The organism is Mesorhizobium sp. WSM4847, assembly GCF_055811335.1.
Genome location: NZ_JBVVPY010000010.1, coordinates 114,533 through 138,039, shown reverse-complemented (window position 1 = coordinate 138,039; position 23,507 = coordinate 114,533). Strand labels below are relative to the sequence as shown.

At 63.2% G+C, this 23,507-nt stretch carries 24 protein-coding genes and 1 pseudogene; 14 read left to right on the top strand and 11 right to left on the bottom strand.

What is annotated here, in order from left to right:
- Window positions 1–7 precede the first annotated feature (7 nt).
- Window positions 8–1,156, bottom strand: coding sequence for a M24 family metallopeptidase (locus AC0L28_RS16600; protein WP_023800460.1), 1,149 nt, complete (start codon window positions 1,154–1,156; stop codon window positions 8–10).
- A gap of 75 nt (window positions 1,157–1,231) precedes the next feature.
- Window positions 1,232–2,422 carry a M24 family metallopeptidase gene (locus AC0L28_RS16595; protein WP_473478780.1) on the bottom strand — a complete coding sequence of 397 codons (1,191 nt, stop codon included), beginning with the start codon at window positions 2,420–2,422 and terminating at the stop codon, window positions 1,232–1,234.
- A 216-nt stretch (window positions 2,423–2,638) separates the two neighbouring features.
- Here AC0L28_RS16595 and ehuB point away from each other — a divergent pair, with 216 nt between their 5' ends.
- From ehuB to AC0L28_RS16570, 5 genes are read left to right on the top strand one after another with little or no spacing between them, the layout of a single operon-like run.
- Complete coding sequence (gene ehuB / locus AC0L28_RS16590; protein WP_023800462.1) at window positions 2,639–3,508, top strand: ectoine/hydroxyectoine ABC transporter substrate-binding protein EhuB; 870 nt, start codon at window positions 2,639–2,641, stop codon at window positions 3,506–3,508.
- Window positions 3,509–3,564: 56 nt separating this feature from the next.
- A complete protein-coding gene (gene ehuC, locus AC0L28_RS16585) occupies window positions 3,565–4,293 on the top strand; it encodes an ectoine/hydroxyectoine ABC transporter permease subunit EhuC (protein WP_023800463.1) in 729 nt (242 codons plus the stop codon).
- Window positions 4,290–4,949, top strand: a complete 660-nt coding sequence (ehuD, locus tag AC0L28_RS16580; RefSeq protein ID WP_023800464.1) for an ectoine/hydroxyectoine ABC transporter permease subunit EhuD — start codon at window positions 4,290–4,292, stop codon at window positions 4,947–4,949. Before ehuC ends, ehuD begins: the two co-directional genes overlap by 4 nt.
- Window positions 4,946–5,725 carry an ectoine/hydroxyectoine ABC transporter ATP-binding protein EhuA gene (ehuA, locus tag AC0L28_RS16575; RefSeq protein ID WP_023800465.1) on the top strand — a complete coding sequence of 260 codons (780 nt, stop codon included), beginning with the start codon at window positions 4,946–4,948 and terminating at the stop codon, window positions 5,723–5,725. The genes ehuD and ehuA overlap by 4 nt, the downstream gene beginning before the upstream one ends.
- On the top strand, window positions 5,722–6,453 hold the full coding sequence (locus tag AC0L28_RS16570) for a GntR family transcriptional regulator (protein ID WP_023800466.1): 732 nt from the start codon (window positions 5,722–5,724) through the stop codon (window positions 6,451–6,453). The genes ehuA and AC0L28_RS16570 overlap by 4 nt, the downstream gene beginning before the upstream one ends.
- 28 nt (window positions 6,454–6,481) lie before the next feature.
- Here AC0L28_RS16570 and AC0L28_RS16565 read toward each other — a convergent pair whose 3' ends face one another.
- Window positions 6,482–6,733 (bottom strand): hypothetical protein, encoded by a 252-nt coding sequence (locus AC0L28_RS16565; RefSeq protein WP_084833772.1) that lies wholly within the window; start codon window positions 6,731–6,733, stop codon window positions 6,482–6,484.
- Window positions 6,734–6,881: 148 nt separating this feature from the next.
- Here AC0L28_RS16565 and AC0L28_RS16560 point away from each other — a divergent pair, with 148 nt between their 5' ends.
- Both AC0L28_RS16560 and AC0L28_RS16555 read left to right on the top strand, forming a co-directional pair.
- Window positions 6,882–8,102: a helix-turn-helix domain-containing protein gene (locus AC0L28_RS16560; RefSeq protein WP_287232370.1), complete on the top strand. Its 1,221-nt coding sequence runs from the start codon at window positions 6,882–6,884 to the stop codon at window positions 8,100–8,102.
- Between the two features lie 41 nt (window positions 8,103–8,143).
- Window positions 8,144–8,812 (top strand): Vgb family protein, encoded by a 669-nt coding sequence (locus AC0L28_RS16555; protein ID WP_473478775.1) that lies wholly within the window; start codon window positions 8,144–8,146, stop codon window positions 8,810–8,812.
- A 90-nt stretch (window positions 8,813–8,902) separates the two neighbouring features.
- Here the strand turns inward: AC0L28_RS16555 and AC0L28_RS16550 are convergent, their stop codons facing one another.
- From AC0L28_RS16550 to AC0L28_RS16540, 3 genes are read right to left on the bottom strand one after another with little or no spacing between them, the layout of a single operon-like run.
- A complete protein-coding gene (locus tag AC0L28_RS16550) occupies window positions 8,903–9,361 on the bottom strand; it encodes a MaoC/PaaZ C-terminal domain-containing protein (RefSeq protein ID WP_023800111.1) in 459 nt (152 codons plus the stop codon).
- Window position 9,362: 1 nt separating this feature from the next.
- Window positions 9,363–10,439, bottom strand: coding sequence for a Gfo/Idh/MocA family protein (locus AC0L28_RS16545; RefSeq protein WP_473478772.1), 1,077 nt, complete (start codon window positions 10,437–10,439; stop codon window positions 9,363–9,365).
- Window positions 10,432–10,761, bottom strand: a complete 330-nt coding sequence (locus tag AC0L28_RS16540; RefSeq protein WP_091597514.1) for an L-rhamnose mutarotase — start codon at window positions 10,759–10,761, stop codon at window positions 10,432–10,434. The genes AC0L28_RS16545 and AC0L28_RS16540 overlap by 8 nt, the downstream gene beginning before the upstream one ends.
- A 150-nt stretch (window positions 10,762–10,911) precedes the next feature.
- Here AC0L28_RS16540 and AC0L28_RS16535 point away from each other — a divergent pair, with 150 nt between their 5' ends.
- On the top strand, window positions 10,912–11,712 hold the full coding sequence (locus AC0L28_RS16535) for an IclR family transcriptional regulator (RefSeq protein ID WP_473478770.1): 801 nt from the start codon (window positions 10,912–10,914) through the stop codon (window positions 11,710–11,712).
- 44 nt (window positions 11,713–11,756) lie between these two features.
- Window positions 11,757–12,593 (top strand): amidohydrolase family protein, encoded by an 837-nt coding sequence (locus tag AC0L28_RS16530; protein WP_473478768.1) that lies wholly within the window; start codon window positions 11,757–11,759, stop codon window positions 12,591–12,593.
- Between the two features lie 19 nt (window positions 12,594–12,612).
- Here the strand turns inward: AC0L28_RS16530 and AC0L28_RS16525 are convergent, their stop codons facing one another.
- The 3 genes and pseudogenes from AC0L28_RS16525 to AC0L28_RS16515 form a co-directional block, all read right to left on the bottom strand.
- Window positions 12,613–13,737 (bottom strand): extracellular solute-binding protein, encoded by a 1,125-nt coding sequence (locus AC0L28_RS16525; RefSeq protein WP_287171753.1) that lies wholly within the window; start codon window positions 13,735–13,737, stop codon window positions 12,613–12,615.
- Between the two features lie 20 nt (window positions 13,738–13,757).
- Window positions 13,758–14,918, bottom strand: coding sequence for a CaiB/BaiF CoA transferase family protein (locus AC0L28_RS16520; protein ID WP_473478767.1), 1,161 nt, complete (start codon window positions 14,916–14,918; stop codon window positions 13,758–13,760).
- A gap of 3 nt (window positions 14,919–14,921) precedes the next feature.
- A pseudogene (locus tag AC0L28_RS16515) lies at window positions 14,922–15,060 on the bottom strand (amine oxidase); the annotation flags it as partial.
- A gap of 151 nt (window positions 15,061–15,211) precedes the next feature.
- Between AC0L28_RS16515 and AC0L28_RS16510 the strand changes: the two are divergent.
- The 3 genes from AC0L28_RS16510 (at window position 15,212) to AC0L28_RS16500 (ending at window position 18,587) form a co-directional block, all read left to right on the top strand.
- Window positions 15,212–16,366, top strand: coding sequence for a lactonase family protein (locus AC0L28_RS16510; protein ID WP_473478765.1), 1,155 nt, complete (start codon window positions 15,212–15,214; stop codon window positions 16,364–16,366).
- Between the two features lie 44 nt (window positions 16,367–16,410).
- Window positions 16,411–17,928: a S10 family peptidase gene (locus AC0L28_RS16505; RefSeq protein WP_473478763.1), complete on the top strand. Its 1,518-nt coding sequence runs from the start codon at window positions 16,411–16,413 to the stop codon at window positions 17,926–17,928.
- A gap of 77 nt (window positions 17,929–18,005) precedes the next feature.
- Entirely contained in the window at window positions 18,006–18,587 is a 582-nt protein-coding gene (locus tag AC0L28_RS16500; RefSeq protein ID WP_473478761.1) for a DUF1349 domain-containing protein, read from the top strand.
- 182 nt (window positions 18,588–18,769) lie between these two features.
- On the opposite strand, the gene AC0L28_RS16495 is transcribed toward AC0L28_RS16500, so the two are convergent.
- Complete coding sequence (locus AC0L28_RS16495; RefSeq protein ID WP_473478759.1) at window positions 18,770–19,666, bottom strand: SRPBCC family protein; 897 nt, start codon at window positions 19,664–19,666, stop codon at window positions 18,770–18,772.
- 353 nt (window positions 19,667–20,019) lie between these two features.
- On the opposite strand from AC0L28_RS16495, the gene AC0L28_RS16490 reads away from it, so the two are divergent.
- Window positions 20,020–21,051: an isopenicillin N synthase family dioxygenase gene (locus tag AC0L28_RS16490; protein WP_473478757.1), complete on the top strand. Its 1,032-nt coding sequence runs from the start codon at window positions 20,020–20,022 to the stop codon at window positions 21,049–21,051.
- A 352-nt stretch (window positions 21,052–21,403) separates the two neighbouring features.
- Here AC0L28_RS16490 and AC0L28_RS16485 read toward each other — a convergent pair whose 3' ends face one another.
- Window positions 21,404–22,204: an IclR family transcriptional regulator gene (locus AC0L28_RS16485; protein ID WP_473478756.1), complete on the bottom strand. Its 801-nt coding sequence runs from the start codon at window positions 22,202–22,204 to the stop codon at window positions 21,404–21,406.
- A 241-nt stretch (window positions 22,205–22,445) separates the two neighbouring features.
- Here AC0L28_RS16485 and AC0L28_RS16480 point away from each other — a divergent pair, with 241 nt between their 5' ends.
- A complete protein-coding gene (locus tag AC0L28_RS16480) occupies window positions 22,446–23,498 on the top strand; it encodes a substrate-binding domain-containing protein (protein WP_473478755.1) in 1,053 nt (350 codons plus the stop codon).
- Window positions 23,499–23,507: the final 9 nt, after the last annotated feature.

The window sequence follows — 23,507 nt, the reverse complement described above, 5'->3', positions numbered from 1 at the left end:
CTGCGGCCTATCGAACGATCGGGCCGGCCGGCGTGCGGGTAAGCACTTCGGCGCCCGCATCGGTCAGAAGCACGGTGTTGGAGACGAAGTCATCGCCGCGACCGGTGCCCATCAGCCACGACAGGATGTGGAAGCTCATCCCGGTCTCGATTTCGAGATCGGAATCGTGCCTCAAGCCGGTCACCGAATTGCCGCCGGTCCATGATGGCGGCTGGCCGGCGCCGACCAGATAGCCGCAGTGATGGCGGCGATAGTGGGAAAGACCGGCCTCGTCGGCGACGGTCTGCCAGGCGGCGTAGACGTCGCGCGCCCTGGCGCCGGGCCTGAGTGCCTCGACGACGGCATCGAACGCCCTGGCGGTCACCTCCGCCATCGCGGCGTCTTCGTCGCTGATATGGCCGATGCGAACGAGCCGGCCGAGCGGCGCGTGATAGCGCGAAATGCAGCCGGACAGTTCGACGAACACCGGCTCGCCCTTGCGGTAGATCTTGTCGCCCCAGGTCGTGTGCTCCTCGCCCAGGCGGGCGGCCGGGCGGATGAACGGGCCGAAGCCCGGAGCATGACCGCCGGCGCGGATCATTGCTGACACGCATTGGGCCGCGACCTCCTGTTCGGAGGCGCCGTCCGAGATCGCGGCGATCGCGGCGCCGGCGGCGGCGTCGGTCACTTGTGCCGCCTGACGCATCAGCGCCTGTTCCTCGGCGCTCTTCACCCGCCGCATCTTGTCGACCAGCCCGGAAACATCGCTCCATCTGGCACCGGCCTGCGTCTGCAGGGCGACGGCAAGCCCATGGCTGAGGCCGGCCGTCCAGTATTCGAGGCCGATCCGCTTACCGGACAGGCTGAGCTCCGCAAGCACCCGCGCGGCAAGGTCGGCCGCCGTTTCGCTGTCGGAATGGCCGCGGAATTCCGCTGCCGTCACCTGTTTCTCGATCGTCACCCTTTCCATCGAGCGGGTGACCAGGACAGGTTTCCCTTCGAGTGGGACGATCAGCAGGTGAGGGGCAAAATATCCCCAGTGATCGAGCCCGGTGAGGTAGAAGACGTTCTCCGGCGAAGCAAAGACCGCCGCGTCGAGCTCGCGCTCGGCCAGCGCCGTGCGGACCCTGACAAGGCGGCCGGCGATTTCGGCTTCGGAAAACGGATTACGGTCCATCAGGCGTCCTCGTGCTGGTTACCGGTTTCGTTGCCGGCATGATCTTTCGTCAGTGACCGGCTTCCAGTCCCATGCTCAGTCGATGACGATGAGTTCGCGCGCCACGTCGCAGAGGCGTTCGCCGCCGCGATCTGTGACGACGAAGGATTCCGAGATGGCGATGCCGAAATCGTCGAGCCAAACGCCGGCCATGAAATGGAAGCACATCCCGGACTGCATCTCGGTGATGTCGCCGGGACGAAGACTTGCGGTGCGTTCGCCCCAATCGGGCGGGTAGGCGAGCCCGACCGGATAGCCGACGCGGCTCTCCTTCTTTAGCCCATTCTTCCTCAGCACGGCCTGCCAGGCGGCTTCCACCTCTTCGGCGGTGCAGCCGGGGCGCGCCTTCTCGAGGCCGGCGTCGACGCCCTCGACGATCGCCTTGGCCATGTCGACGAGGGCTTGCGGCGGCTTGCCGAAATGTACGGTCCGCGTCAGCGCCGCATGATAGCGCCGCCGCACCCCGGCGATCTCCAGTATGGCGAGGCCGCTGTCCGGCAGCGGCGCGTCGGACCAGGTCAGATGCGGCGTGCTGGTGCCCTCGCCGACGGGCATCAGCGGACAGATCGCGGCATAGTCGCCGCCCGCTCCGGGCACGCCCGTGATCTGTGCGTGATAGATTTCCGCAATGACATGGTTCTGCGGCACGCCGGGCCGCATTGTTTCGATGGCGCGTTTCATAGCGTGCGTGCAGATCGCACCGGCCTCGCGGATCAGCACCAGCTCGGCTTCGGACTTGACCAGTCGCGCCCAGTTGACGAGATCGTGGTTGTTGGCGAAGTGCGCGTCAGGCAGCCCGCTGACGAGATGGGCATGGCAGCGCGCGGTGTAATAATGCGCGTCCATCTCGACGCCGATGCGGGCGTTTCCCCAGCCACGCGACCGGATCAGCTGGGCGAGTTCGTCATAGGGGTGTTCGACGGGCTGCTGCACCAGCCGTTCCGCGAACGGCACGATGTTCTTCTCCGGCAGGCCGGTGGTCAGGCGTGCGCTCCTGGCGTCCTGCGCCCTGCCGAACCAGATCGGCCGGTCTTCCCTGAGATGGACGAGCACGCATTGCGGAACATAGAACGACCATCCGTCATAGCCGGTCAGCCAGCACATATTAGCTGGGTCCTGACAGATGATGAGGTCGAAGCCGGCCTTCTCCATGCGTGACTTCACGCCGGCCAGGCGCTGCGCATACTCCGCTTGCGTGAAAGTCCCGAAACCGCTCGCGCTCGCCACCGAAATCCCACCTGCCAGTACGCTGGTTTTTTCTTAAATTGTGCACAACTGGCAATAATGTGTGGTCTGATTACGAATTATTACCAGATTTCTGTAGCTTTTATATCTTAGCTTGCACAATGTCTAGGGCAGTTGTATACGTCTTGACAGGTAGGTGTCGACCTCGAAGAAGGCCGCGCCCGGGAATATCAGTCAGTTGTTCAATGGGAGAAAAGCATGTTCAAATCATCGATATCGCGCCGGATGGTCGTGAAAGCCGCCGCCTGCCTCGCGCTTGCCGCGACATCATTCACGGCGCTGCCCGCTTATGCGGAAACCACCCTCGAACAGGCCAAGAAGGACGGCTATATCCGCGTCGGCTTTGCCAACGAGGCGCCGTTCGGTTACGCCACGCCTGACGGCAAGCTGACCGGCGAAGCGCCGGAAGTTGCCAAGGCGGTGCTCGCCAAGATGGGGATCGCGCAGGTTGACGGCGTGCTGACCGAATTCGGCTCGCTTATCCCAGGTCTCAAGGCCGGCCGCTTCGATATCATCGCCGCCGGCATGTTCATCAATCCGAAGCGCTGTGCCGAGATCAATTTCTCCGAGCCGTCCTACGGCATCGGTCAGGCGATGCTGGTGGCAAAAGGCAATCCAAAGGGCGTGAAGGACTTTTCCAGCATCAAGGAAAACCCGGATCTCAAGCTCGCCGTGATGGCCGGCGCCGTCGAGGGCGGCTATGCCAAGGACGCCGGTGTCGCCGCAGGGCAGATCGTTGCCTTGCCCGACCAGTCCAGTCTGGTCGCCGCCGTCCAGTCGGGCCGTGCCGACGCTGCCGCACTAACCGCTCTTTCGATCGCCGACATGGCCAAGAAGGCCGACGGCGTCGAATCGACCAAGCCGTTCGGCGAGGTTGCCGGCAAGTCGGTGAAAGGCCATGGCGGCTTCGGCTTCCGCAAGGAAGATACCGATCTGCAGGAGGCGTTCAACGCCGAGCTGAAGACGTTCCTCGGTTCGCCGGAGCACATCGCGCTGGTCGAGCCGCTCGGCTTCGGCAAGGACTACCTGCCCAACAAGACCACCGCGGAGCTTTGCGCGGGCAAATAGGCTCCCAACTGCTGGCGGCGCGAAAGCGCCGCCCCTTTTTTCCTGGGGGAATCCGCATGGGAATCCGTACGCTCGTTGCCATGCTGGTCGTCGCGCTTGTCGTGATCGGTGCCTTGGCAACACAGGAATCTTTCAAAGTGTTTATGCCGGGGCTGCTGCAAGGCGCGGTCCTGACGATCGAGATCGCTATCCTCGGCAGCCTGCTGGCAATCGTCATGGGCGTGCTGGCGGCGCTGGCAAGGATGTATGGCCCGGCGCCGCTCAAATGGCTGGCCACGGTCTATGTCGAGATCTTCCGCGGCACCTCGGCGCTGGTGCAATTGTTTTGGCTGTTTTTCGTGCTGCCGCAATTCGGTGTCACGCTCAACGCATTCCTGGTTGCTGTCCTGGCGCTCGGCCTGAACGTTGGTGCTTACGGATCGGAAGTCGTGCGCGGCGCGATCCAGTCCGTCGCCCGCGGACAGTGGGAGGCGTCTACCGCATTGAACATGAGCCGCCCCCAGATGCTGCGCCGGATCATCCTGCCGCAGGCTTTCGTCGCCATGATCCCGCCTTGGGGCAATCTGTTCATCGAGCTTTTGAAATCGACAGCGCTGGTCTCGCTGATCACGCTCTCGGACCTCGCCTTCAAGGCGCAGCAAATGAACCAGAACACGTTCAAGACCATTCCGATCTTCACCCTCGTCCTGCTGATGTACCTGGCAATGTCGCTGGTCGTGACCATCGGCATGCGGCTTCTCGAAAGGCGGGCTTCGCTCGGATTGGCGCGGGGGAAGGCAGCATGATCTGGGACTGGGCATTTGCTTTTGAAATCCTGCCGGTGCTCGCCAGCGCTGCCATCGTTTCCATCGAGGCGACGCTGATCGGGTTTGCGCTTGCCGCCTCGCTTGGCCTGGTGCTGGCGGTGGTCCGCATCGCCGTGCCGTGGACCGGCTGGACGATTTCGGTGCTGGTCGAACTGATCCGGTCGACCCCCTTGCTGATCCAGATATTCTTTCTCTATTTCGTCTTTCCGAAATTCGGTGTCGTGCTCGACGCCTTCACCGCCGGGGTGCTTGCCATCGGTATCCACTACGCTGCCTATTGTTCGGAGGTCTATCGCGCCGGTTTCGACAACATCCATCGCGGCCAGTGGGAAGCCTCGGTCGCACTCAATCTGTCAGCCTGGACGACGTTCCGCGACATCATCATTCCGCAGGCGATCCCGCCGATCGTTCCGGCGCTCGGCAACTATCTGGTTGCCTTGTTCAAGGAGACGCCATTGCTTTCCGCAATCGCCGTGCTGGAGCTGATGCAGACCGCCAAGATCATCGGCTCCGAAACCTTCCGCTACACTGAGCCGATGACGCTGGTCGGCCTTTTCTTCCTTGCCATGAGCCTGGTTTCTGCTGCGCTCATTCGCTCCCTCGAAGGCTTGCTCAACCGGAGGACCATGCGATGACGGAACAACCGATGGTCCGCTTCGACAATGTTTCGAAACGCTACGGCGCGCTGACCGTTCTCGACGGGCTCAATCTGGACATAGCACGCGGCGAGAAGGTCTCCATCATCGGGCCGTCCGGCTCCGGCAAGACCACGGTGCTGCGCATGCTGATGACGCTGGAGACGATCAATGACGGCGTCATCTGGGTCGAAGGCGAGCCGCTCACCCACATGGAGAGGAACGGCAAGCTTGTTCCCGCCGATCTCGCGCACATCCGCAAGATCCGCGCCAAGATCGGCATGGTGTTCCAGTCGTTCAACCTGTTCCCGCACATGACGGCGATGCAGAACTGCATCGAGGCCCCGATAACCGTGCTCGGCATGAAGCGGGCCGATGCCGAGGCGCGTGCGGCCGAGCTGCTCGACATGGTCGGCCTGTCGGAGAAGAAGGACCACTATCCCTCGCAGCTTTCCGGCGGCCAGCAGCAGCGTGTCGCCATCGCCCGGGCTTGCGCCATGCGGCCCAAGATCATGCTGTTCGACGAGGTGACCTCGGCACTCGATCCCGAACTCGTCGGCGAAGTGCTTGAAGTCATCCGAAAACTCGGCAGGGAACATGACCTCACCATGTTGATGGTCACCCACCAGATGGGATTTGCCAAGGAATTCTCCGATCGCGTCTGCTTTTTCCATGCCGGCAAGATCTGCGAGCAGGGGCCGCCAGGCGAGTTGTTCGGCGCCCCCAAGAACGAGCGGACGCGGCAGTTCCTGCACGCTGTCCTGGAGGCTGGATGACGCTTGAGACGGATGCCGCGCCCCTGGCCGCGACCGCCGCACCGCCGCGCCCGCTCTCGGCGCGGGAGCGGTTCGAGCGTATCTACCGGATATTGCGCGACCGCATCTGCCTGCTCGACTATGCGCCCGGCAGCCATCTCTCCGAGGAAGAGCTTGCCCAGGAATTCCAGATCAGCCGCACGCCGGTTCGCCGTGTCCTGGCGCGCCTCGAATCCGAGGGTCTGGTTCAATCCGTCCATGGCGTCGGCACGATCGTCACCGACGTCGACATCGAGGAATTGCAGCAGGTCTATCACTTGCGCCTGGAGCTGGCGCTCCTCGTCGGCAAGCTTTCGCCGATCCCGCGCACGGCGGACGACCTCGACCGGATAAGGGCACTCATCGCGCGCTGCGATTCCGATGTGCTCAATCCCGACCAGCGCGCTTTCCTGCGCCTCAACATGGATTTTTTCTACGAGCTCACCGCGATGACCGGCAACCAGCCGCTGCGCGAGATCAGCGAGCGCCTGTATTTTCAGGTCGCGCGCGTCGTCCTGAAGATGATGCCGCAGTTGGGCCTGGTCGAGGAGTTCACTGCGTTCCGCCGCGAAATGGAAGAGGTGCTTGCCGCCGCCGAGATCGGCGACTGGGAGTCGATCGGGCACATCAGGCGAGCCCATATCTCGATGAGCTTTCGCCGCATGATGCGTCATGCAGGCGAGGTCAACCTATCCGGCGGAACTCTGTAATTCACGTTTGACCTGGCGCACGCCCGGGTCACGACCGGTGGGCACCGCTTCGTCGGCCGGCGACCAGCTTCAGCCAGGGTGCAAAATGGAAGGCGCTCATCAGCAGGTACATCATCGCCATTTCGTTCAGCGGCGACGCATCTTGCGCCGCGCAGATCATGTCGGCATCACCGGTAACGGCCGTCAGCAGCGCCATGATTGCGAAGGTGGGCGCGGCCGCCAGCGATAGCCAGTCGGGCCGCGCCACGGGCGGCGACTTCGTCGCTTGGGAAATCGGCAGATCCGCTGCCTTCGGGCGGCATTTTCTGGTCGGGGTGGAGTGTCATCGAGACGTCATACCTTTTCGACACGGCGCGCTGGTTGTTGGTGCTGAGATAGATTAGGACCGGACATCGAAAGGTGAGAGTGACAAGTGTGACGGGATTCCGATGGACTCGCTGATCACCGCTGCGGCGCGCGCCCTTGCGACGGGTGATCCTCTTGGCGCTTTGAAGCGGGTCGCCCTGCGTGAGGATGCGCCTGCGCTTGCGCTGCGCGGCATCGCGATGGCGCAGCTCGGCGATCTCGTCCGAGCAAAGGCTCTTCTCAAAAGTGCTGCGCGCGCCTTCGGTCCGAGAGAGGCGGTGGCACGCGCGAGGTGCGTCGTCGCCGAAGCCGAGATCGCGCTCGTTTCGCGCGACCTCGGCTGGCCGGCGAAGGCACTCGACGCCGCGCGGTCGACGCTTGAAAAACACGGCGACCACGTCAATGCCGCGCATGCGCGCAATCTCGAAGCGCGGCGCCTGCTCCTGATCGGACGCCTCGATGAGGCGGAGGGCAGGCTGGCTGGCTTCGACCCGACAACGCTCCCACCCGCGTCGAGGGCCGCCCACGAGCTGGTGATTGCGGGGATCGCGATACGCCGCCTCCGCACCAAGGCGGCGCGCGCTGCGCTCGGGCGGGCCGCGCACGCGGCGGGCCAGGCGGACATTCCAGCGCTGACGGCCGAGGTTGAAGGCGCATCCCTGGTGATGAACACGCCCGCGGCGCGGCTGATCGCGCGCGGTGTGGAGCGCCCGCTCCTGCTCGAGGAGGTCGAAGCGCTGCTGGCGTCGGGGGCGCTCGTCGTCGACGCCTGCCGCAATGTCATGCGGGACGCCGGCATGATCGTCTCGCTCGCGACGCGCCCGGTCCTGTTCGCGCTTGCGCGCACGCTGGGCGAAGCCTGGCCCGCAGATGTGCCGCGGAGCACGCTCGTCGCACGCGCCTTCGGCGGCAAGCACGCCGATGAATCGCATCGCGCCCGGTTGCGGGTCGAAGTCGGTCGGCTTCGGGTGGAGTTGCGGTCACTGGCGGATGTGAGCGCGACCAAGCGAGGCTTTGCGCTTAAGCCGCGCCGCCCACGCGATGTCGTGGTGCTGGCGCCGCCCGCCGACGAGCCGCATGCAGCGGTGCTCGCCTTCCTCGCCGACGGCGAGTCGTGGTCGAGCTCGGCGCTCGCAATTGCGCTCGGAGCCAGCTCGCGCACCGTGCAGCGCTCGCTCGAGCAGCTTGCGGCAGCAGGCAAGGTGCAGTCGTTCGGCCGCGGGCGAGCGCGCCGCTGGATGACCCCGCCGGTGCCGGGATTCCCGACAATCTTGTTACTCCCCGGCTCACTGTCGGGTTACTAGTGTCGTGGACAAGTCAACAGATCTGAGCCTGGAGGAGAAGCATGAAACGATCTGCAGCCGAAGTCCTCCGCGAATATGGACCCTTTCCGGGTGTCGACCAGGTGGCTGGGGTTACGTTCGACGGTCAGCACGTCTGGTTTGCGTCAGGAGACAGACTGAACGCCCTGGATCCTGCGAGCGGCAAGGTGGTGCGCGCGATCGATGTCGCCGCGCACGCAGGAACGGCCTTCGACGGCCAGCACCTGTTCCAGATCGCCGAAGATCGCATTCAGAAGATCGATCCCAACACTGGCCGCGTACTCGCCACGATTCCGGCGCCAGGTGGCGGCGGCGACTCCGGACTCGCCTGGGCCGAAGGCTCACTTTGGGTGGGGCAGAATCGCGGTCGCAAAATCCATCAGATCGACCCCCAGACAGGGGCAGTTCTTCGCACAATCGATTCCAACCGTATCGTCACAGGGGTCACCTGGATCGACGGCGAACTCTGGCACGGCACCTGGGAAGGTGACGAGAGCGACGTCAGGCGGATAGATCCTGAAACCGGAAAGGTCCTGGAGAAGCTTGATATGCCGCCTGGAACAGGCGTGTCGGGGCTCGAGTCCGATGGTGGCGATCAGTTCTTCTGCGGCGGTGGAAACAGCCGCAAGGTGAGAGCCATCCGCCGACCCAGGCGAGGCTCCAAAACCCCGGTCGACCCGACGAGCAAGTAACCGAAGCGGCCCTCGCGGGCGCGCTTTCCGCTTTGACGAACCGTCCGCCGGGAGCGGTCATCAATGCGGCGGACCGGATCGCTGGAGCCCTTAAGCGCTGTTGGGCTTGTCGCGGCGCTCGACGATGTAGATGTGGTCGGCAACCAGGACCACATCGCCATGCTGGTTGATCACCTCGCAGCGCTCGATGACGCGACCCGACTCCGGCCGCTTTGGGTCGTCTTGCTTGGCCGAGATGGTGGTGCGGGTCTTGATCGTATCGCCGATGAACACCGGCTTGATGAAGCGCAACCTGTCATAGCCATAGGAGAACGCGACAGGGTTGATGACGCTTGCCGTCAGTCCGACGCCGACCGAGAAGACCAGCGTGCCATGGGCGATGCGCTGGCCGAACGGCGTCGTCTTCATGAACTCGGCGTCCATGTGGTGAGGGAAGAAATCGCCGGTATGGCCGGCATGCACGACGAAGTCGGTCTCGGTGATGGTGCGCCCGCTGGTCATACGCGACGAGCCGATCTGGTAATCCTCGAAATAGACAGTCTGCTCCATGTCAGGGCCTCGCCGCGATCGGTGTTGCCGGCGCCGCGCTCGATTGGTAGGCAGCTTCGACCAGCGCCATTGTGCTCCAGGCGTCCTCGACGGAACTGACAAGCTCGGCGTCTTCGCCTGATGCGTGGCGTTGGACATTGGCCATGCGGCCGACAAAGGCGTCCGGAAACCATTCGCCGACGAGCGGCACCGTGACCCAGTCTGAGCCGCCCTTCGGATAGATTTCAAGGATATCGGGCTCGCCGCGCGGATAGTCGAGGTTGAGCCCGAGCTTGAGATAGGCGGCGCCCTCGGTTCCGCAGATGCGGAACTCGCAGGCCTGGTGTTTTCGGCCAAATTTATGATCATGATTGATCGACAGCGCACAGCGCACTGTGTCGCCATAGTCGAGGATCGCGCTGGTGCGGGTTTGCGCGACCTTATGGTCGGGATGACCGAGCGTCTTGGCGTGAATCCCCCTGGGATCGCCGAGCAATTGCCGGATCAGGTCGAGATAATGGATCGAGTGCATGGCGATCTCGACGCGCGGCGCCTTCAGCAGGAATTCCCACAGCTGCCAGGGTGTCGCCAGCGCCAGCCAGGCGTCGAAGTCGACGACGTCGCCCAGCCAGCCCCTGGCGATCGCATCCCTGAGAGCCAGCATCATCGGTGCGAAGCGAAGCTGGAAATTCACAGCCGCTTTCAGGTTTTTGGCGCGGCAGGTTCCGAGGATCTCGCTCGCCTCGCTGAGGTCGCTGCCCATCGGCTTCTGGATCAGCGCTACGGCGCCGTCGGGCAACGCCCTGAGCACGCCGGCATGATGAGCCGGCGGCGTCGCCAGGTCGAAGATGACGCCGTCGATTGAAGTAGCCTCCTCGATCGACCGGTAAGCGGTGACGCCCCAGTTGGCCGCGAGTTTTTCCGCCTTGGCGTGGTCTGGATCGAAAAGCCCGGCGACCGGAAAGCCGGCTTTCCCATAGGCCGGGAAATGCGCGTCGCCGACGATCGAGCCGGCGCCGAAAATCACGATCGGCCGCGGCTTCGATGGCTTCGCCCAGGACTGGGAGAGCGAGGCTGGGTCGAAAACGCCATCAGTCATGATGGAAGACTTCGTCCATCGATGCCCACCATTCGCCCTCCTTGCGGGTCGGCAGCGGCTCCTGGCAAGGCATGCACAGCGCCCACCATTCCTGCGTCTTGGGATCGGCGGCCATCTTCGCCATGTCGGCGGCATAGTCGGTGCCGTGGTACTCGAAAGTGCTGAACAAGAGGTGCTCCGGCTCCTTGAGATAGATCGAATAGTTCCTGATGTTGCAGGCGGAAATCATCGCCAGCACTTCAGGCCAGACGGCTGCGTGAAGCCGCACATATTCGGTGACCTTTTCCGGCTTGAGGCCGAGCACCATTGCCATCCGCTGCATATCCGGCTCCTGTTTCACTATGGTCGTTATGAATGCCGCGATGTGTTGCGTTGCACCGGCGGTGATCTGCCCACTATTTACATACAAACAAATAATTTACACAATCACCAAGCCGATGGTCCTTTCGGATGCTGACCACGGGGAGTGACTATGGCGGAGGACGAGGACGATGACCGCTATCGCGCGCCGGCGCTCGACAAGGGTCTCGACATCCTTGAGCTTCTGGCCGGCGTCGATGGCGGCCTGACCCAGGCGGAAATCGCCAAAAAGCTCGACCGCAGCCCCAACGAGTTCTACCGCATGCTGGACCGGCTGGTGCGGCGCGGCTACGTCACGCGGCTGGATGGCGACCGTTACTCGCTGACGCTCAAGCTGTTTGGCCTGGCGCAACTGCACGCGCCGGTGCGGCGGCTGGTTTCCTATGCGACGCCGCTGATGCGTGAGCTTGCCGAGGCCTCGCAGCAGTCAAACCAGCTTGTCGTCTTCGACCGCGGTTCTGCGGTGGTGATCGCCCAGCAGGAGGCGCCGGACTATTGGGGCATCTCGATACGCGTCGGCGCGCATGTCAGCCTGTTCGACACCGGCTCCGGACATGTGCTGCTGGCGTTCCGCTCGTCGGAAGAGCGGCGGATGATGATCTCCGAACATCTGCGCAGCACCCACAAGCCGCCTCAATCGCCGGACTTCTTTGCCCGTCTCGACCAGATTCGTGAACGCGGCTATGAGATGATGGCGTCGATGCAGACCGCCGGTGTGTTCAACCTGTCGGCACCCGTGCTTGGCTCGGACGGCAGGGCGATCGCGGCGCTGTCGATCCCCTACGTAACTCTGGTCAACGCACCCAGGGCGCCCGATATCACCGGGACGATAGAACTGTTGCTGGCAGCGACTGAAAAGCTATCGCAACTGGCGGGAGCCGCGGCCAGGCAGGCGAAACAGAGTCTTGTTTGAACGAAGAATTTCCTGATCGGGAAAATGCAGAGGAGCGCGCCGTTATGATCTTCGATACCCATCTGCATCTGATCGACCAGTCGGCGCTGCGCTATCCCTGGCTCTCCGGCGTGCCGGCACTAAACCGCGATTTCCCCTACGACGAATATGCAGTCCAGGCTCGCCGCGCCGGCATAGAGGGCGCGTTGCACATGGAGGTCGATGTCGATCCAGCCGATATCGAGGCTGAGACCAGTCACGTAAAGGCGCTGTCACACCAGAAGGACAGCTTGCTGCGCGGGGCAATAGCCTCCTGCCGTCCGGAAGAGCCGGGCTTTGCCGCCTATGTCGAGCGCCAGCGCGCCGATCCTTTCGTCAGGGGTTTTCGCCGTGTGCTCCACGTCGTGCCGGACGAGCTTTCGGAAGGCGTGCTGTTTCGCGAAAACATCAAGCGGCTTGACGGCACCAAACTGACATTCGACCTCGTCGTCCTGCCGCATCAGATCCCCAAGGCGATTGCGCTTGCCGACCTCGCGCCGGACGTGCAGTTCGTGCTCGACCATTGCGGCGTGCCCGACATCAAGGGCAACAGTGAGCATCCCTGGCGCGAGCATATGGCGGAGATTGCGCGGCGCCCGAACGTCGTCGGCAAAATTTCCGGTGTGGTCGCCTATGCGGACGCTGGATCCTGGGCTGTCGAAACGCTGCGTTCCTATGTCGAGCACACGATCGAATGCTTTGGCTGGGACCGCGTCGTGTGGGGCAGCGACTGGCCGGTCTGCACGCTTGGCGGCGGGCTTGCGACCTGGATTGCGGCGACGCATGCACTGCTCGGCGGTGCAAGCATCGATGAACGGCAAAAGCTGCTCTCCGCCAATGCGAAGCGGCTTTGGAATTTGTGAGAAGTTAGCGAACTCTGCCTCATCTCAGCGCCGGGTGCCGGAGACTCTTCACAAACAGGCGATTGAGATCGGCGACGACGCGGCCGGCATCGTGCCTTTCGGTCAGGCCGAGATTGATGCGATCGGAGGCCGCCTGCTGGAAGGCCATGTAGCCATCGTGGCGTGGCCTGACCCAGGCCCTCTCGAGCGTGGCGCGGGTGTCCTTGTAGAAATTGCCGGCGGCTGCGTTGACGGCGGCATCGTCCCAGGCTGCGGCATGGCCGGGCTGGCCGCCGGCCGACGCATAGGGGCCGCGCTGCACCTCGGCGCTGGCGATCCAGTAGGCAAAGTCGATGGCCTCTTGCGTGGCCTTCGAAAAGGCCGACACGGCAATGCCGGTTCCGCCGAGCGCCGACCCGACTACACCGGCGTCGCCGGCAGGCGGAATGTCGGCGAAGGCAAGGCGGCTGCTGCGGAATCCGGCGATGGAATAGGAAACGTAGCCATAGATCAGCGGCGCGCAGGCGATCCGCGTGCCGGAACTGGCCATCTCCTCCAGGACGCCGATCGGGTCCATGCCAAGGCAGGTCGGATCGACGAGAGCCGCGATCTCGCGCATCATCTCGAAAACGCGGCCGCCGATGTCAGGGTTTATGTGGTCGCCAGGCTCTTCGACGGCGGGCCTGCCGAGATTGCCGGCAAGCGTGTAGAACACCATCAGCGAATGCGGCGGCCTGAGCGGTAGCAACACGCGGCCTTGCCGCGCCAGGTCGAGCACCTCGGACCAGTTCGCCGGCGCGGCGGAAAGCATGTCCGGCCGCCACGCCTGCACCTGGCTGGCCGTGTCGATCGGAAACGCCCACTGCCGGCCTTGCCAGTTGTAGCTAGGATAGGACTGGCCGACGCTGCCTGCCGCCAGTGCCGCGCGTTCCTCTTCACGCCCCACAACGTCGAGCGGCGCCAAACAAGTCTCGGCGGTGATCTGGCCGACATGCGGATGATCGATGACGATCAAATCGTAGGCACGGGCCAGGTCCTCGACCGGAAACGATTCGAAATCCTGCAGCGAGCGCTTGTCCCATTCGATGGTGACGCCGGTCTGCTGCTTCCACAGTCCCGAACAGGCGACCATCGGGTCGTAGCCGCGCGGATGGCTCCAGGTCATGCCTTTGAGCGTCACGTCGCTCACAGCCCGAATTCTTCGCGGATCTTTGCGCTGTGCTCGCCGATGCGCGGCGCCGCCCGCTCGACCTTGGCGCGGACGCCATCGACCCGCAGCGGCGAACGCGTGGTGAGGATCGAGACGTCGTCCTCGCGCGTCACTGTCTGCAGCATGTCGAGCACCTGAAAACCTTCGCTGGCCATCATTTCCGGCCAGGTCAGCACCTTGGCGCACCAGATGTCGGCGGGCTCGAGGATGGCAAGCCATTCGTCGACGGCTTTCGTCGCGATTTTTTGCGCAATGATCGCCTTGATCTCGTCGCGGGCGGTGAACCAGGTCGACGGCTGATCGCGAAAGGGCGCAAGCTGTTCGAGTTCCAAAAGGTCGGCCAGCTTCGGGATCGGCGTCATCGCGATCGCCAGATATCCGTCCTTGGCCGGATAGACGCCGTAAGGCGCTGACAGATAGGCATGGGCGCTGCGGAAGGCCGATCGTCGCGGCACGCGGCGTCCGTCGTTGAGATGCGTGGTCAGCACCTCGAACTGAAAATCGACCAGCGCTTCGAGCAGGCTGGTCTCGACATGGCTGCCGGTGCCGGTCACGCCGCGCCGCACCAGTGCGGCAAGGATGCCTTGCGCGGCGGCGGCGCCCGCCAGCATGTCGGCGATCGCCAGGCCGAACGGCACCGGTCCCTGGTCCTCGTCGCCGTTCAGCCACATCACGCCGGAACGCGCCTGCGCCAGCAGATCCTGCCCGGGACGCTTGACCCACGGGCCCTCCTCGCCATAGCCGCTGATCGAGGCATAGACCAGGCGTGGATTGATCTTGCGCACCGCCTCGTAGTCAAGGCCAAGGCGCTCGATGACGCCGGGCCGGAAATTCTGGATCAGCACGTCGGCCTTGGCCAGCAGGCTGCGCAGCGCCGCCAGATCGGCCTCTTCCTTGAGGTCGATGGCAAAGCTTTCCTTGGCCCGGTTGATGGCGTGGAAGATGGTGGAATCGCCGCCGATCTCCGTGTCGCTGAGATAGAGCCGGCGCGACAGGTCACCGCCATCGGGGCGCTCGATCTTGATGACGCGGGCGCCAAGGTCGAGCAGCCGCAGCGAGCAGTAGGGCCCAGACAGGAACTGGCTCATGTCGACGACGACGAGCCCGGTCAGCGGCAATTCGGCAATGGCAGCCATCGCCTATGTCTGCGTCTTGCCGGCGAAATCGGCCGGATTCCGGCACTTCACCGTTGCAGGAGCTGGCAATAAAGCACGAGCTCTCCTTCACCCTTGAAGACTTCATAGCTGGCGCGGATCAGCCCATCTCCTTGTATTGGGGTTTTGTGTCGAGATTGGATTGCACGATCGGTCCGCGTCGATCTTCTCTAGTGAATAGTATTTTCACATATGGGATTGTGTTTCAAGCGTGAACAGGCGAAATTTGCCGCGATCCGCTGCGGCTGGATGCCGGCGGAACAGGGGAGGATTTGATGAACGACGCCTGTCTGGTCTTCGTCGGCAGCCTCAACCGCGAGGCGCCTTATTTTCAGGGCGCGCGCGGCGTTGGACTCGGTGTCTACAGTTTCGACGAGGAGACGCTGGAGACGAGGAAACTGGCCGAGACGGGTGACGTCGACAATCCGACCTTCCTGTCGGTGACGCCGGACGGGTCCCATGTCTATGCCAACTCCGAAGTGTTCACCTGGCGCGAAGGCGTGGTCTCGGCCTACCGCTTCGACAGGCAAACCGCCGCGCTCTCCTACATCAACAAGCAGCCGACGCTTGGCAGCATCACGGCGCACAACACCGTCACGCGCGACGGGACGAAGCTCCTGGTCGCCAATTACGGCATGGGCGAAGGCGGTCCCGATCGCTCGCTCGTCCTCTACGGACTGCGCGACGATGGCGGCTTGACCGCGCCGTTGTCGAGCGTCGCCCATAGCGGAACTGGTCCCGACGCAGCTCGTCAGGAACGTCCCCATGCCCACAGCGTCACCGAGACGATTGCCGGTGGCGTGACGATGGTCGCCGATCTCGGCATCGATCGGCTTGTCGCGTACCGCATCGGGCCCGACGGCGGCCTGACCAGACTGGCGGAGTCGGCGCTTGCGCCCGGCGCCGGGCCACGTCACGTGGCGCTGCATCCGGGCGGGCGCTTCGTGTTCGTCATGAACGAACTGGATTCGACGGTCGTCTCGCTTGCGCTGGACGGAGCGTCGGGCAGGCTCACCGAGATCGACACGAAGCCGGCCGTGCCGGCCGCGGCGCGCGACGGCAATCATTGCGCCGACATCCAGATATCGCCCGACGGCCGCTTCCTCTATGGCTCCAACCGCGGCCATGACAGTGTCGTGGTGTTTTCCGTCGACCAGCAGACGGGCACGCTTGCGCTGGTCGACCAATGCGCCGTGCGGGGGCGCTACGCCGCGCAATCTGGCACTGACGCCCTCAGGTCGCCATCTCTTCTCGGCCAACCAGAACGCCGACCGCATCTCGATTCTTGCACGCGATGCGGCCACGGGTCGGCTGGCCGACACCGGGCGGTTTATCGATATCGGCACGCCGATGTGCGTGAAGATCGTGCGTTGAAAGCCTTGGTCTCCTTCCAGCAGCGAGAGCGTGCACAGTCCTGTGATTTCGGCTGAGCCATCAGCGTGATAGCTTGCAGTCGTTCCGCTGCGGAGTCGCCATGCGTACCAAGCTCCTAGAAATCACCCTTGCTATGCTGCTGCTGGTTGGCGGCCTTCCAAACGGCCACGCGCAAGTGGCCGAGCGGGCGTCGCCTTCGGGCGGCGTTCTGTCGCTGCTCCCGCCGCCCCAGGTCTCAGATCATTCGATCGTGATCGCGGGACGCACGCTCAACTATCAGGCAAGGGCCGGCACGCTGTCGATGCTATCCGGCAAGGGCGACGTCACCGCGGAAATCTTTCATGTCGCCTACACGCTGCGTCCCGAGCCAAGCCGGGAACCTGATCCCCGCCGCCCGATCACTTTCGTATTCAACGGTGGTCCCGGAGCGGCTTCCGCCTATCTGCATCTTGGCGCGCTCGGTCCACGCGTGATGGCGACAGCGGCCGATGGAAGTTTTCTCCCACCGCCGCAGCGGCTTTTGGACAACTCGAGCACCTGGCTCGACATGACCGACCTGGTCTTTGTCGATCCCGTCGGAACCGGTTACAGCCGCGAAGCACCCGGCACCGAGGCACGTAGCTTCTGGGGCGTCAACCAGGACGCCGCCGCGATGGGCGCATTCATCCGGCTCTATCTGGCCCAAGCGGGCCGCACGGCGTCGCCGGTGTTTCTTGCCGGCGAAAGCTATGGCGGGTTTCGGGCCGCACTGCTTGCCAAGACGCTCCAGGATGATATCGGCATCAGCCCTTGCGGCATCGTGCTCATCTCGCCGGCGCTCGAATTCACGCTCGTGCGGCCCGACGAGTTCCAGCCGCTTCACTGGGCGCTTGAGCTGCCGTCGCTGGCGGCGGTGCGCCTGCGCAGCCAAAGCGTCACCGGTTCCGAACTGCAGGAGCGGTTGGCCGATGTCGAACGTTATGCGCTTGGCGACTATCTCGTCGCGCTTGCCAGCGGGCTCGAACAGGGCGGGCGTCTGGCGAGCCCGCGCGTTGCCGAAATCACCGGTCTGCCGCTCGAACTCGTGAAACGAAACTTTGCGCGCATTCCCACCGCGCTCTTCGCCAAGGAGTTTGCGCGGGCAAGAGGCAATGTTCTCAGCGTCTATGACGGCTCGATCGAAACGGCAGACGTTGCCCCGGAAAGTCCAAGGCCCAGCGGTCCTGATCCGGTGCTCGACCGAAGCGTGCCGGCGCTGACTTCCGCCTTTGTCAGCTATGTCAGGGAGGAATTGAAATTCCGCACCGATCTAAGCTATCGGCTTCTCAACCGTGAAATCAGCGGCAATTGGGATTACGGGACGAGCCCGACGCGTCAGGGCTATACCGGCGTGATGGATGACCTTCAACAGGCGCGCGCGTTAAATCCCGGCCTCGGTGTTTTGATCGTCAACGGCTACACCGACCTGGTGACGCCCTATCTGGTGTCACGCTATCTTGTCGGCCAGGTTCCTTCGCTTCCCGGCGCAAAGCCTATCCGCCTCGAACTGCTGGAAGGCGGCCACATGATGTATTTCAGGCCGGAGAGCCGGCGCGCGCTGAGAGAGGCCGCGTCCGAGCTTTACCAAGCGCCGAAATGAGCGCGTAAAAGAGACAAATCCGCCTCGTCGCATGAGAGGCGGATGACGCAACACGAACCGGCGAGGCGAACGAGTCGATGACATCTCAGCCTGCAGAACTGACTTGGCTCAACCCGCCACCGCATCATGCGTTCGGCGACAGCACCGTGCATGTGCGAACCGGCAAGGAGACCGATTTCTGGCGCGAGACTTTTTATGACTTCTGGCGTGACAATGGCCACTTCCTCTACCGGCAGGTCGAGGGCGATTTCAGCGCCGAGGTCACCATCAAGGGCGACTACAAGGTGCTCTATGATCAGGCCGGTCTGATGGTCCGGCTGAGCGAGACGCATTGGGTCAAGGCCGGCATCGAGTTCACCGACGGGCTCGCCTATTTTTCCGTCGTCGTCACCAATGATGCCTCCGACTGGTCGTTGGTCAGCATCCCGGCCGGTCCGGACGGCGTCAGGATCCGGCTGACCCGCCATGCCGAGACAATCCGTGTTCAGTATCTCGATGCCTCCGACCAGCGCTGGAAGCCGGTGCGGCTCGCCTACTTCCCGCCCTCGAATACAGTCGATGTCGGCATGATGTGCTGTTCGCCGCAACGTGAAGGTTTCGAAGTCACATTCAGCGATTTTTCAGTCGGCCCGGCGATCTCGAGGGAACTCCACGACTGACGCGTCCTGTCAGCGGATCGGGGCGCCGCTTCACAGCAGTATCGTTCCGACAGCCGAAATGCGCGGCCGAAGAAGCGATCGGGCGTTCGCCTCATCCCGATCGACCTTGAAATCGGAATGCGCCATGGTTGAGCGCCTGCGCAGGCGGCCGACCTTCTGGCCGGCGGTTCCAGAAGCACCCGTCAGCCCGGGTGCTTGAAGGTTTCGCCAAACCAGTTCCGCCACTTGGGCTCGCCGTCGGCGGCGCGCTGCTCGGCGTCGCCGCCGTAAAGATACAGGGCCATGCTGGCATTTGTGTTGCCGTCGGCAGCATAGGTTCCGATCAGGGCGATCCCGGGAGCAGGCGCATTCAGGCGCAGCACGAGGAAACGCTGCTTGTCGTCCTGCCGCACGCGTTCGACTATGCCGGATAGTCTCTCCGGCTGCTGCGGGCCATTCCGTTCCTCGCCGACATTTGCGCCGGCCAGACCGAGCGCCTCGGTGAGCCGCCGCCAAGTCGAGAGCTGGTCGGCCTCAGAGCTGGCCATGACGAGGAAGCTGGCGGCCTTTTTACCGGCGAAGTGCGACAGGTAAACCCGCAGCACCTCGAAAAAGCCAGGCCAGCCGCTCTCGAACCCTTCCAGCTGATCGTCCCAGTCGTCGGTCGAGGCAAACAGCGAGTGGACCATGCGAACAACGCAACGATCACCCGACCGGCTGGTCACGGTGATCTCCGTTGCGACAGGCGGCGCGCCTTCGCTCCACTCGCGTTCGACATAGCCGAAACGGAACGGCGGCTCCCAAATCGTCACTTCGCCGGTGGACGCGCCATTGGGACCGAAGTCGAAATGAAGCCTGCCGCCGACATGCTCGTCGATCGTGGTTTTTGTGAACCAGGCAGTGTTGCCGGGACCCGTCGCAATGGCCCGCCACACCTGCTCGGGTGTGCCGGGCGTGATGAATTCCATCTCGACCCAACGCTTTCCGGTTTCATCTTTCTTGATCGGCATGGGAACTCCTTTCAGGGTTTTGGCGTCCTCACAGTCGGGGCCGGGTGCGGTACGACGCCACTGCGAGCCGATGCGGCCGCCAAAGCTCAAGCATACTCATTTTCGTATTGACAAAATATTTTGTCAAGACGCGCGCTGATGGCTGAAAGCGGCTATGGCGCGTCGTCGCCGTGTCGTGTGATCTGAGCGTTCGCAATCGAGCCGAATTCATGAAGAGAGGGCGAACCTGAGACCGCAGAACTTTTAATGCAATGACATTGCAGCGCCTGGCCGTGAGTGTGCCATGGAACAGCCGTTCGGACGTTATTTGCCTGCCGGCCGCCAAACGCAGCGCTGACTTTCCGCCAATGACATCGAGATTGGATCGAGCGTTGCTTTGATCGCAACAACCTGCGTGCCACCGTAAAGGCCTGAACCAAGCCTGAGGCAGGAGGAGGTTGACCATGGCCAGGATTGTACCCGTGCTCGATCTCAGCCGTCTCGAACAGGGCGCGTCGGAGCGTCGGACGTTTCTGTTCGATCTGCGCACGGCGGCCCGCGATGTCGGCTTCTTCTATCTCAGCGGCCATGGAATTTCGGCTGTGGAGATCGACGAGGTGCTCGACGCCTCGCGGCGGTTCTTTGCCTTGCCGGAAGCCGACAAGCTGGCCATTGAAACGGTCAAGTCCCCGCAATTCCGCGGCTACACGCGCACCGGTGGCGAACTGACCAGGGGCAAGGCCGATTGGCGCGAACAGCTCGACATCGGCGTCGAGCGTCGACCCATACCAAAGGGGCCGGGCATTCCTGCCTGGACGCGGCTGCAAGGGCCGAACCAATGGCCTTCGGCCCTGCCGCAACTCAAGCCGGCACTGCTGGCATGGCAGACCAGGGCGACGGCGGTGGCAGTCCGCCTGCTGAAGGCCTTCGCGCTGTCGCTCGACCAGGCCGAGGATGCTTTCGATCCGATCTATAGCGGTGAGCCCAACCATCGCATGAAGATCGTGCGCTATCCCGGGCGCGACACAACCGGCGGCGACCAGGGTGTCGGCGCACACAAGGACGGCGGTTTCCTGACGCTCCTGCTTCAGGACGACAACAAGGGGCTGCAGGTCGAATATGACGGAAGCTGGGTGAATGTGGATCCGATCCCCGGAACGCTGGTGGTCAACATCGGCGAACTCCTCGAACTGGCATCGAACGGCTATCTCAGGGCAACGGTTCACCGTGTCGTGACGCCGCCGGCCGGTGTCGAGCGGATTTCCGTTCCGTTTTTCTTCAGCGCCCGGCTCGACGCGACGATCCCGCTGCTGACCCTGCCTGAAGAACTGGCTGCCGAGGCGCGCGGACCGGCGAGCGATCCGGACAATCCGCTGTTTCGCGACGTCGGCACCAACGTGCTGAAAAGTCGCCTGCGCTCGCATCCCGACGTGGCGCGCCGGCACTATGCCGATCTGCTAGAGACAAGGATTGGGACAGGGACGTCACCCGACTGAACAGGTCAGAGCACATAGAACAGGAATTTTCGTCGGCCCGGCGGCTTTTGGAATTTTGTTCGTCGCCAATGCGTCCAAACAGGCGCAAACAGGCCAATACCGTTCGGCGTTTCCTCCCATTCCGCTGGACGGCGTTCCCCTGAGGGTTGTAACCTTCTTTTTGGCCGGGCCGTATTCGAGCCCGGCCATTTTTTCCGCTCCATTGGCGAAGGCGTCAGGGCAATTCTTCAGGAAGCGTCGCGTCAAAGCAATTCGCGAGACGCGTTAAGTTCCTGCTTTATGCATGTCGTTATCCCAAACCGCTGCGCACCCTCGAGTGAGGCTCGAGGGCACGCTTTTTGGGCGACATGCATCAGCTTCCCGCCAACGACAGTCCGCGGGCGCGTTCGCACAGCAAGGCAAGCAATTCGCTGCGCCGCGCTTCCGGTGTGTCGACTGGCAATACGAAGCAAAGGGTCTTGTTGATGGCGCCGTGGCCATCGCGGATGGGCGCCGCCATGCACCACGTGAAGCGGTCGGCGAGGGCGGCCGTCTCGCTGAAGCCTTGCTGGCGGGCCAGAGCGACATCGCTGAAGAATTCGGCCGGCGCAATGACACGGCCGTCGGGAAGCTTGTAGTCGCCAGGCGGGATGAAGTCCTTCACTTCTTCCTCGCTCATATGGCCGAGCAGGAGCCGCCCGGACGCCGTCCACGGGATCGGCACCTCGACCCCGACATCGCTTGAAATCCGGAACGGGCCGGAAGAATCCCGGCAATCGAGAACGATGTATTTGTTGCCGCGCAGGCCGCACAACTGCACGGTCTCGCCTGTCTCCGCAGCCATCCTGTCCAGTGTCTCTATGATGCGTCGATAGTGGGCGTTGTGATGCGAATAGGCCCAGCCGAACAGATGCATAGCCCGACCGAAATAGACGCAGCCTTCCGTCCCGACGTTTTCGAGCATTTCGGCTTCGAGCAGGCTGTTGACGATTTCGTAGGTGGTCGAACGCGGTGCGCCGATCATCCTGGCGATGTCGCCGACGCGCATCGGTGCGCGGTGCCGCAAAAGCGCTTCCAGCAGCACGATGACGCGGTCGATGCCGCGGCGTCGTTCGCCATTTCGCGGCCCGGCGCCGGCTTCCGTTTCGATCAGACCAGTGGCGCCATCGCTCATGTCGGCCGCATCTCCGCAAAAATCAATTCGGCCCTCGTCTCAAGGCGCTTGAAAGATGTCAAGGCTCAGTCTAGCATCCCATTTGTCCGATATACAGACACGTTGTCTGAAATATCAGACAATAACAAGCCAGGCGCAGAAAGCTTCTGATGAGAAAACGGGCGGTTTCCGGATGCGGCAACCGGCGGGTTTTCTTGTCCCGATCCCGCACGTCCAGGCATAACCTCAGAAGGGAACAATCATGACGAAATCATCGTTTTTCGCATCAGCCAGCGCCCTTTGCCTCGGTCTCCTGCTGAGCCTCGGCGCCGGTTCGCAGGCCAATGCGGCCGCCAAATGCATCAAGGGCGACCGCAAGGCGCCGTACACGATCGGCTGGGCCAACATCTATTCCGTGCCGACCTGGATGAAGCAGACACAAGGCACGATCGAAGCCGAAGTCGAGACCCTGAAGAAGCAGGGGCTTGTCGACAAGCTTGTCGTGACCGACGCTCAGGGCGACGCCAACGTCCAGATCCAGCAGATCCAGTCGATGATCGATTCCGACGTCGACGCCATCATCCTGATTGCCGGCTCGTCGACCGCGCCGGCGCGTGTGCTGGCGGACGCCTGCGACAAGGGCATCGCAATCATCAACTTCGACAGCCTCGTCGACACCGACCAGGTCACAGCTAAGGTGAACACCGATTCCGCTCAGTGGGGCGACCAGGCGGCCAAGTTCCTGATCGACGCCATTGGCGGCAAGGGCAAGATTCTCATCCTCAACGGCCCGGCCGGCGTTTCGGTCAGCGACGATCGCCGCAAAGGCGCCGACGCGGCGCTCAAGGCCCATCCTGAGGTGACGGTCCTTGCCGAGACCAACACCCCCTACAATGTCGCGCCTGCACAGGAAGCCGTCACCAGCCTGCTGTTCGCCAATTCCGAGATCGACGGGATTCTGTCGCTCGGCGGCGCCCTGTCTGCGGGCGCGGTACTCGCCCTCGACAAGCAGGGCCGCGAACAAGTGCCGATCACCGGCGAGAACGCCCGTCAGTTCCTCGAACTCTGGAAGGAAAAGGGCCTCGAGAGCTGGGCGACCATGCAGCCGAACTGGCTCGGCGCTTTCGCCGCCTACACCGCCGTCCAAGCGCTGGAGGGCAAGGATGTGCCGGCTTTCGTCAAGATTCCGCTGCCGGTGATCGACAATTCCAACATCGATCAGTACCTCGCCCGGGCGGCCGATTTTCCGGCTGACGGCTATATCTATTCGCCCTACGACGAGGAACTGTTCAAGAAGCTGCTGGCTGAACAATAAGCCTGAAAG

Coding starts and splice junctions, on each gene's coding strand:
- AC0L28_RS16600 (WP_023800460.1), bottom strand. CDS start 1,156: ATGGACCGTAATCCGTTTTCCGAAGCCGAAATCGCCGGCCGCCTTGTC.
- ehuB (WP_023800462.1), top strand. CDS start 2,639: ATGTTCAAATCATCGATATCGCGCCGGATGGTCGTGAAAGCCGCCGCC.
- ehuC (WP_023800463.1), top strand. CDS start 3,565: ATGGGAATCCGTACGCTCGTTGCCATGCTGGTCGTCGCGCTTGTCGTG.
- ehuD (WP_023800464.1), top strand. CDS start 4,290: ATGATCTGGGACTGGGCATTTGCTTTTGAAATCCTGCCGGTGCTCGCC.
- ehuA (WP_023800465.1), top strand. CDS start 4,946: ATGACGGAACAACCGATGGTCCGCTTCGACAATGTTTCGAAACGCTAC.
- AC0L28_RS16570 (WP_023800466.1), top strand. CDS start 5,722: ATGACGCTTGAGACGGATGCCGCGCCCCTGGCCGCGACCGCCGCACCG.
- AC0L28_RS16560 (WP_287232370.1), top strand. CDS start 6,882: ATGGACTCGCTGATCACCGCTGCGGCGCGCGCCCTTGCGACGGGTGAT.
- AC0L28_RS16555 (WP_473478775.1), top strand. CDS start 8,144: ATGAAACGATCTGCAGCCGAAGTCCTCCGCGAATATGGACCCTTTCCG.
- AC0L28_RS16550 (WP_023800111.1), bottom strand. CDS start 9,361: ATGGAGCAGACTGTCTATTTCGAGGATTACCAGATCGGCTCGTCGCGT.
- AC0L28_RS16545 (WP_473478772.1), bottom strand. CDS start 10,439: ATGACTGATGGCGTTTTCGACCCAGCCTCGCTCTCCCAGTCCTGGGCG.
- AC0L28_RS16540 (WP_091597514.1), bottom strand. CDS start 10,761: ATGCAGCGGATGGCAATGGTGCTCGGCCTCAAGCCGGAAAAGGTCACC.
- AC0L28_RS16535 (WP_473478770.1), top strand. CDS start 10,912: ATGGCGGAGGACGAGGACGATGACCGCTATCGCGCGCCGGCGCTCGAC.
- AC0L28_RS16530 (WP_473478768.1), top strand. CDS start 11,757: ATGATCTTCGATACCCATCTGCATCTGATCGACCAGTCGGCGCTGCGC.
- AC0L28_RS16525 (WP_287171753.1), bottom strand. CDS start 13,737: ATGACCTGGAGCCATCCGCGCGGCTACGACCCGATGGTCGCCTGTTCG.
- AC0L28_RS16520 (WP_473478767.1), bottom strand. CDS start 14,918: ATGGCTGCCATTGCCGAATTGCCGCTGACCGGGCTCGTCGTCGTCGAC.
- AC0L28_RS16510 (WP_473478765.1), top strand. CDS start 15,212: ATGAACGACGCCTGTCTGGTCTTCGTCGGCAGCCTCAACCGCGAGGCG.
- AC0L28_RS16505 (WP_473478763.1), top strand. CDS start 16,411: ATGCGTACCAAGCTCCTAGAAATCACCCTTGCTATGCTGCTGCTGGTT.
- AC0L28_RS16500 (WP_473478761.1), top strand. CDS start 18,006: ATGACATCTCAGCCTGCAGAACTGACTTGGCTCAACCCGCCACCGCAT.
- AC0L28_RS16490 (WP_473478757.1), top strand. CDS start 20,020: ATGGCCAGGATTGTACCCGTGCTCGATCTCAGCCGTCTCGAACAGGGC.
- AC0L28_RS16485 (WP_473478756.1), bottom strand. CDS start 22,204: ATGAGCGATGGCGCCACTGGTCTGATCGAAACGGAAGCCGGCGCCGGG.
- AC0L28_RS16480 (WP_473478755.1), top strand. CDS start 22,446: ATGACGAAATCATCGTTTTTCGCATCAGCCAGCGCCCTTTGCCTCGGT.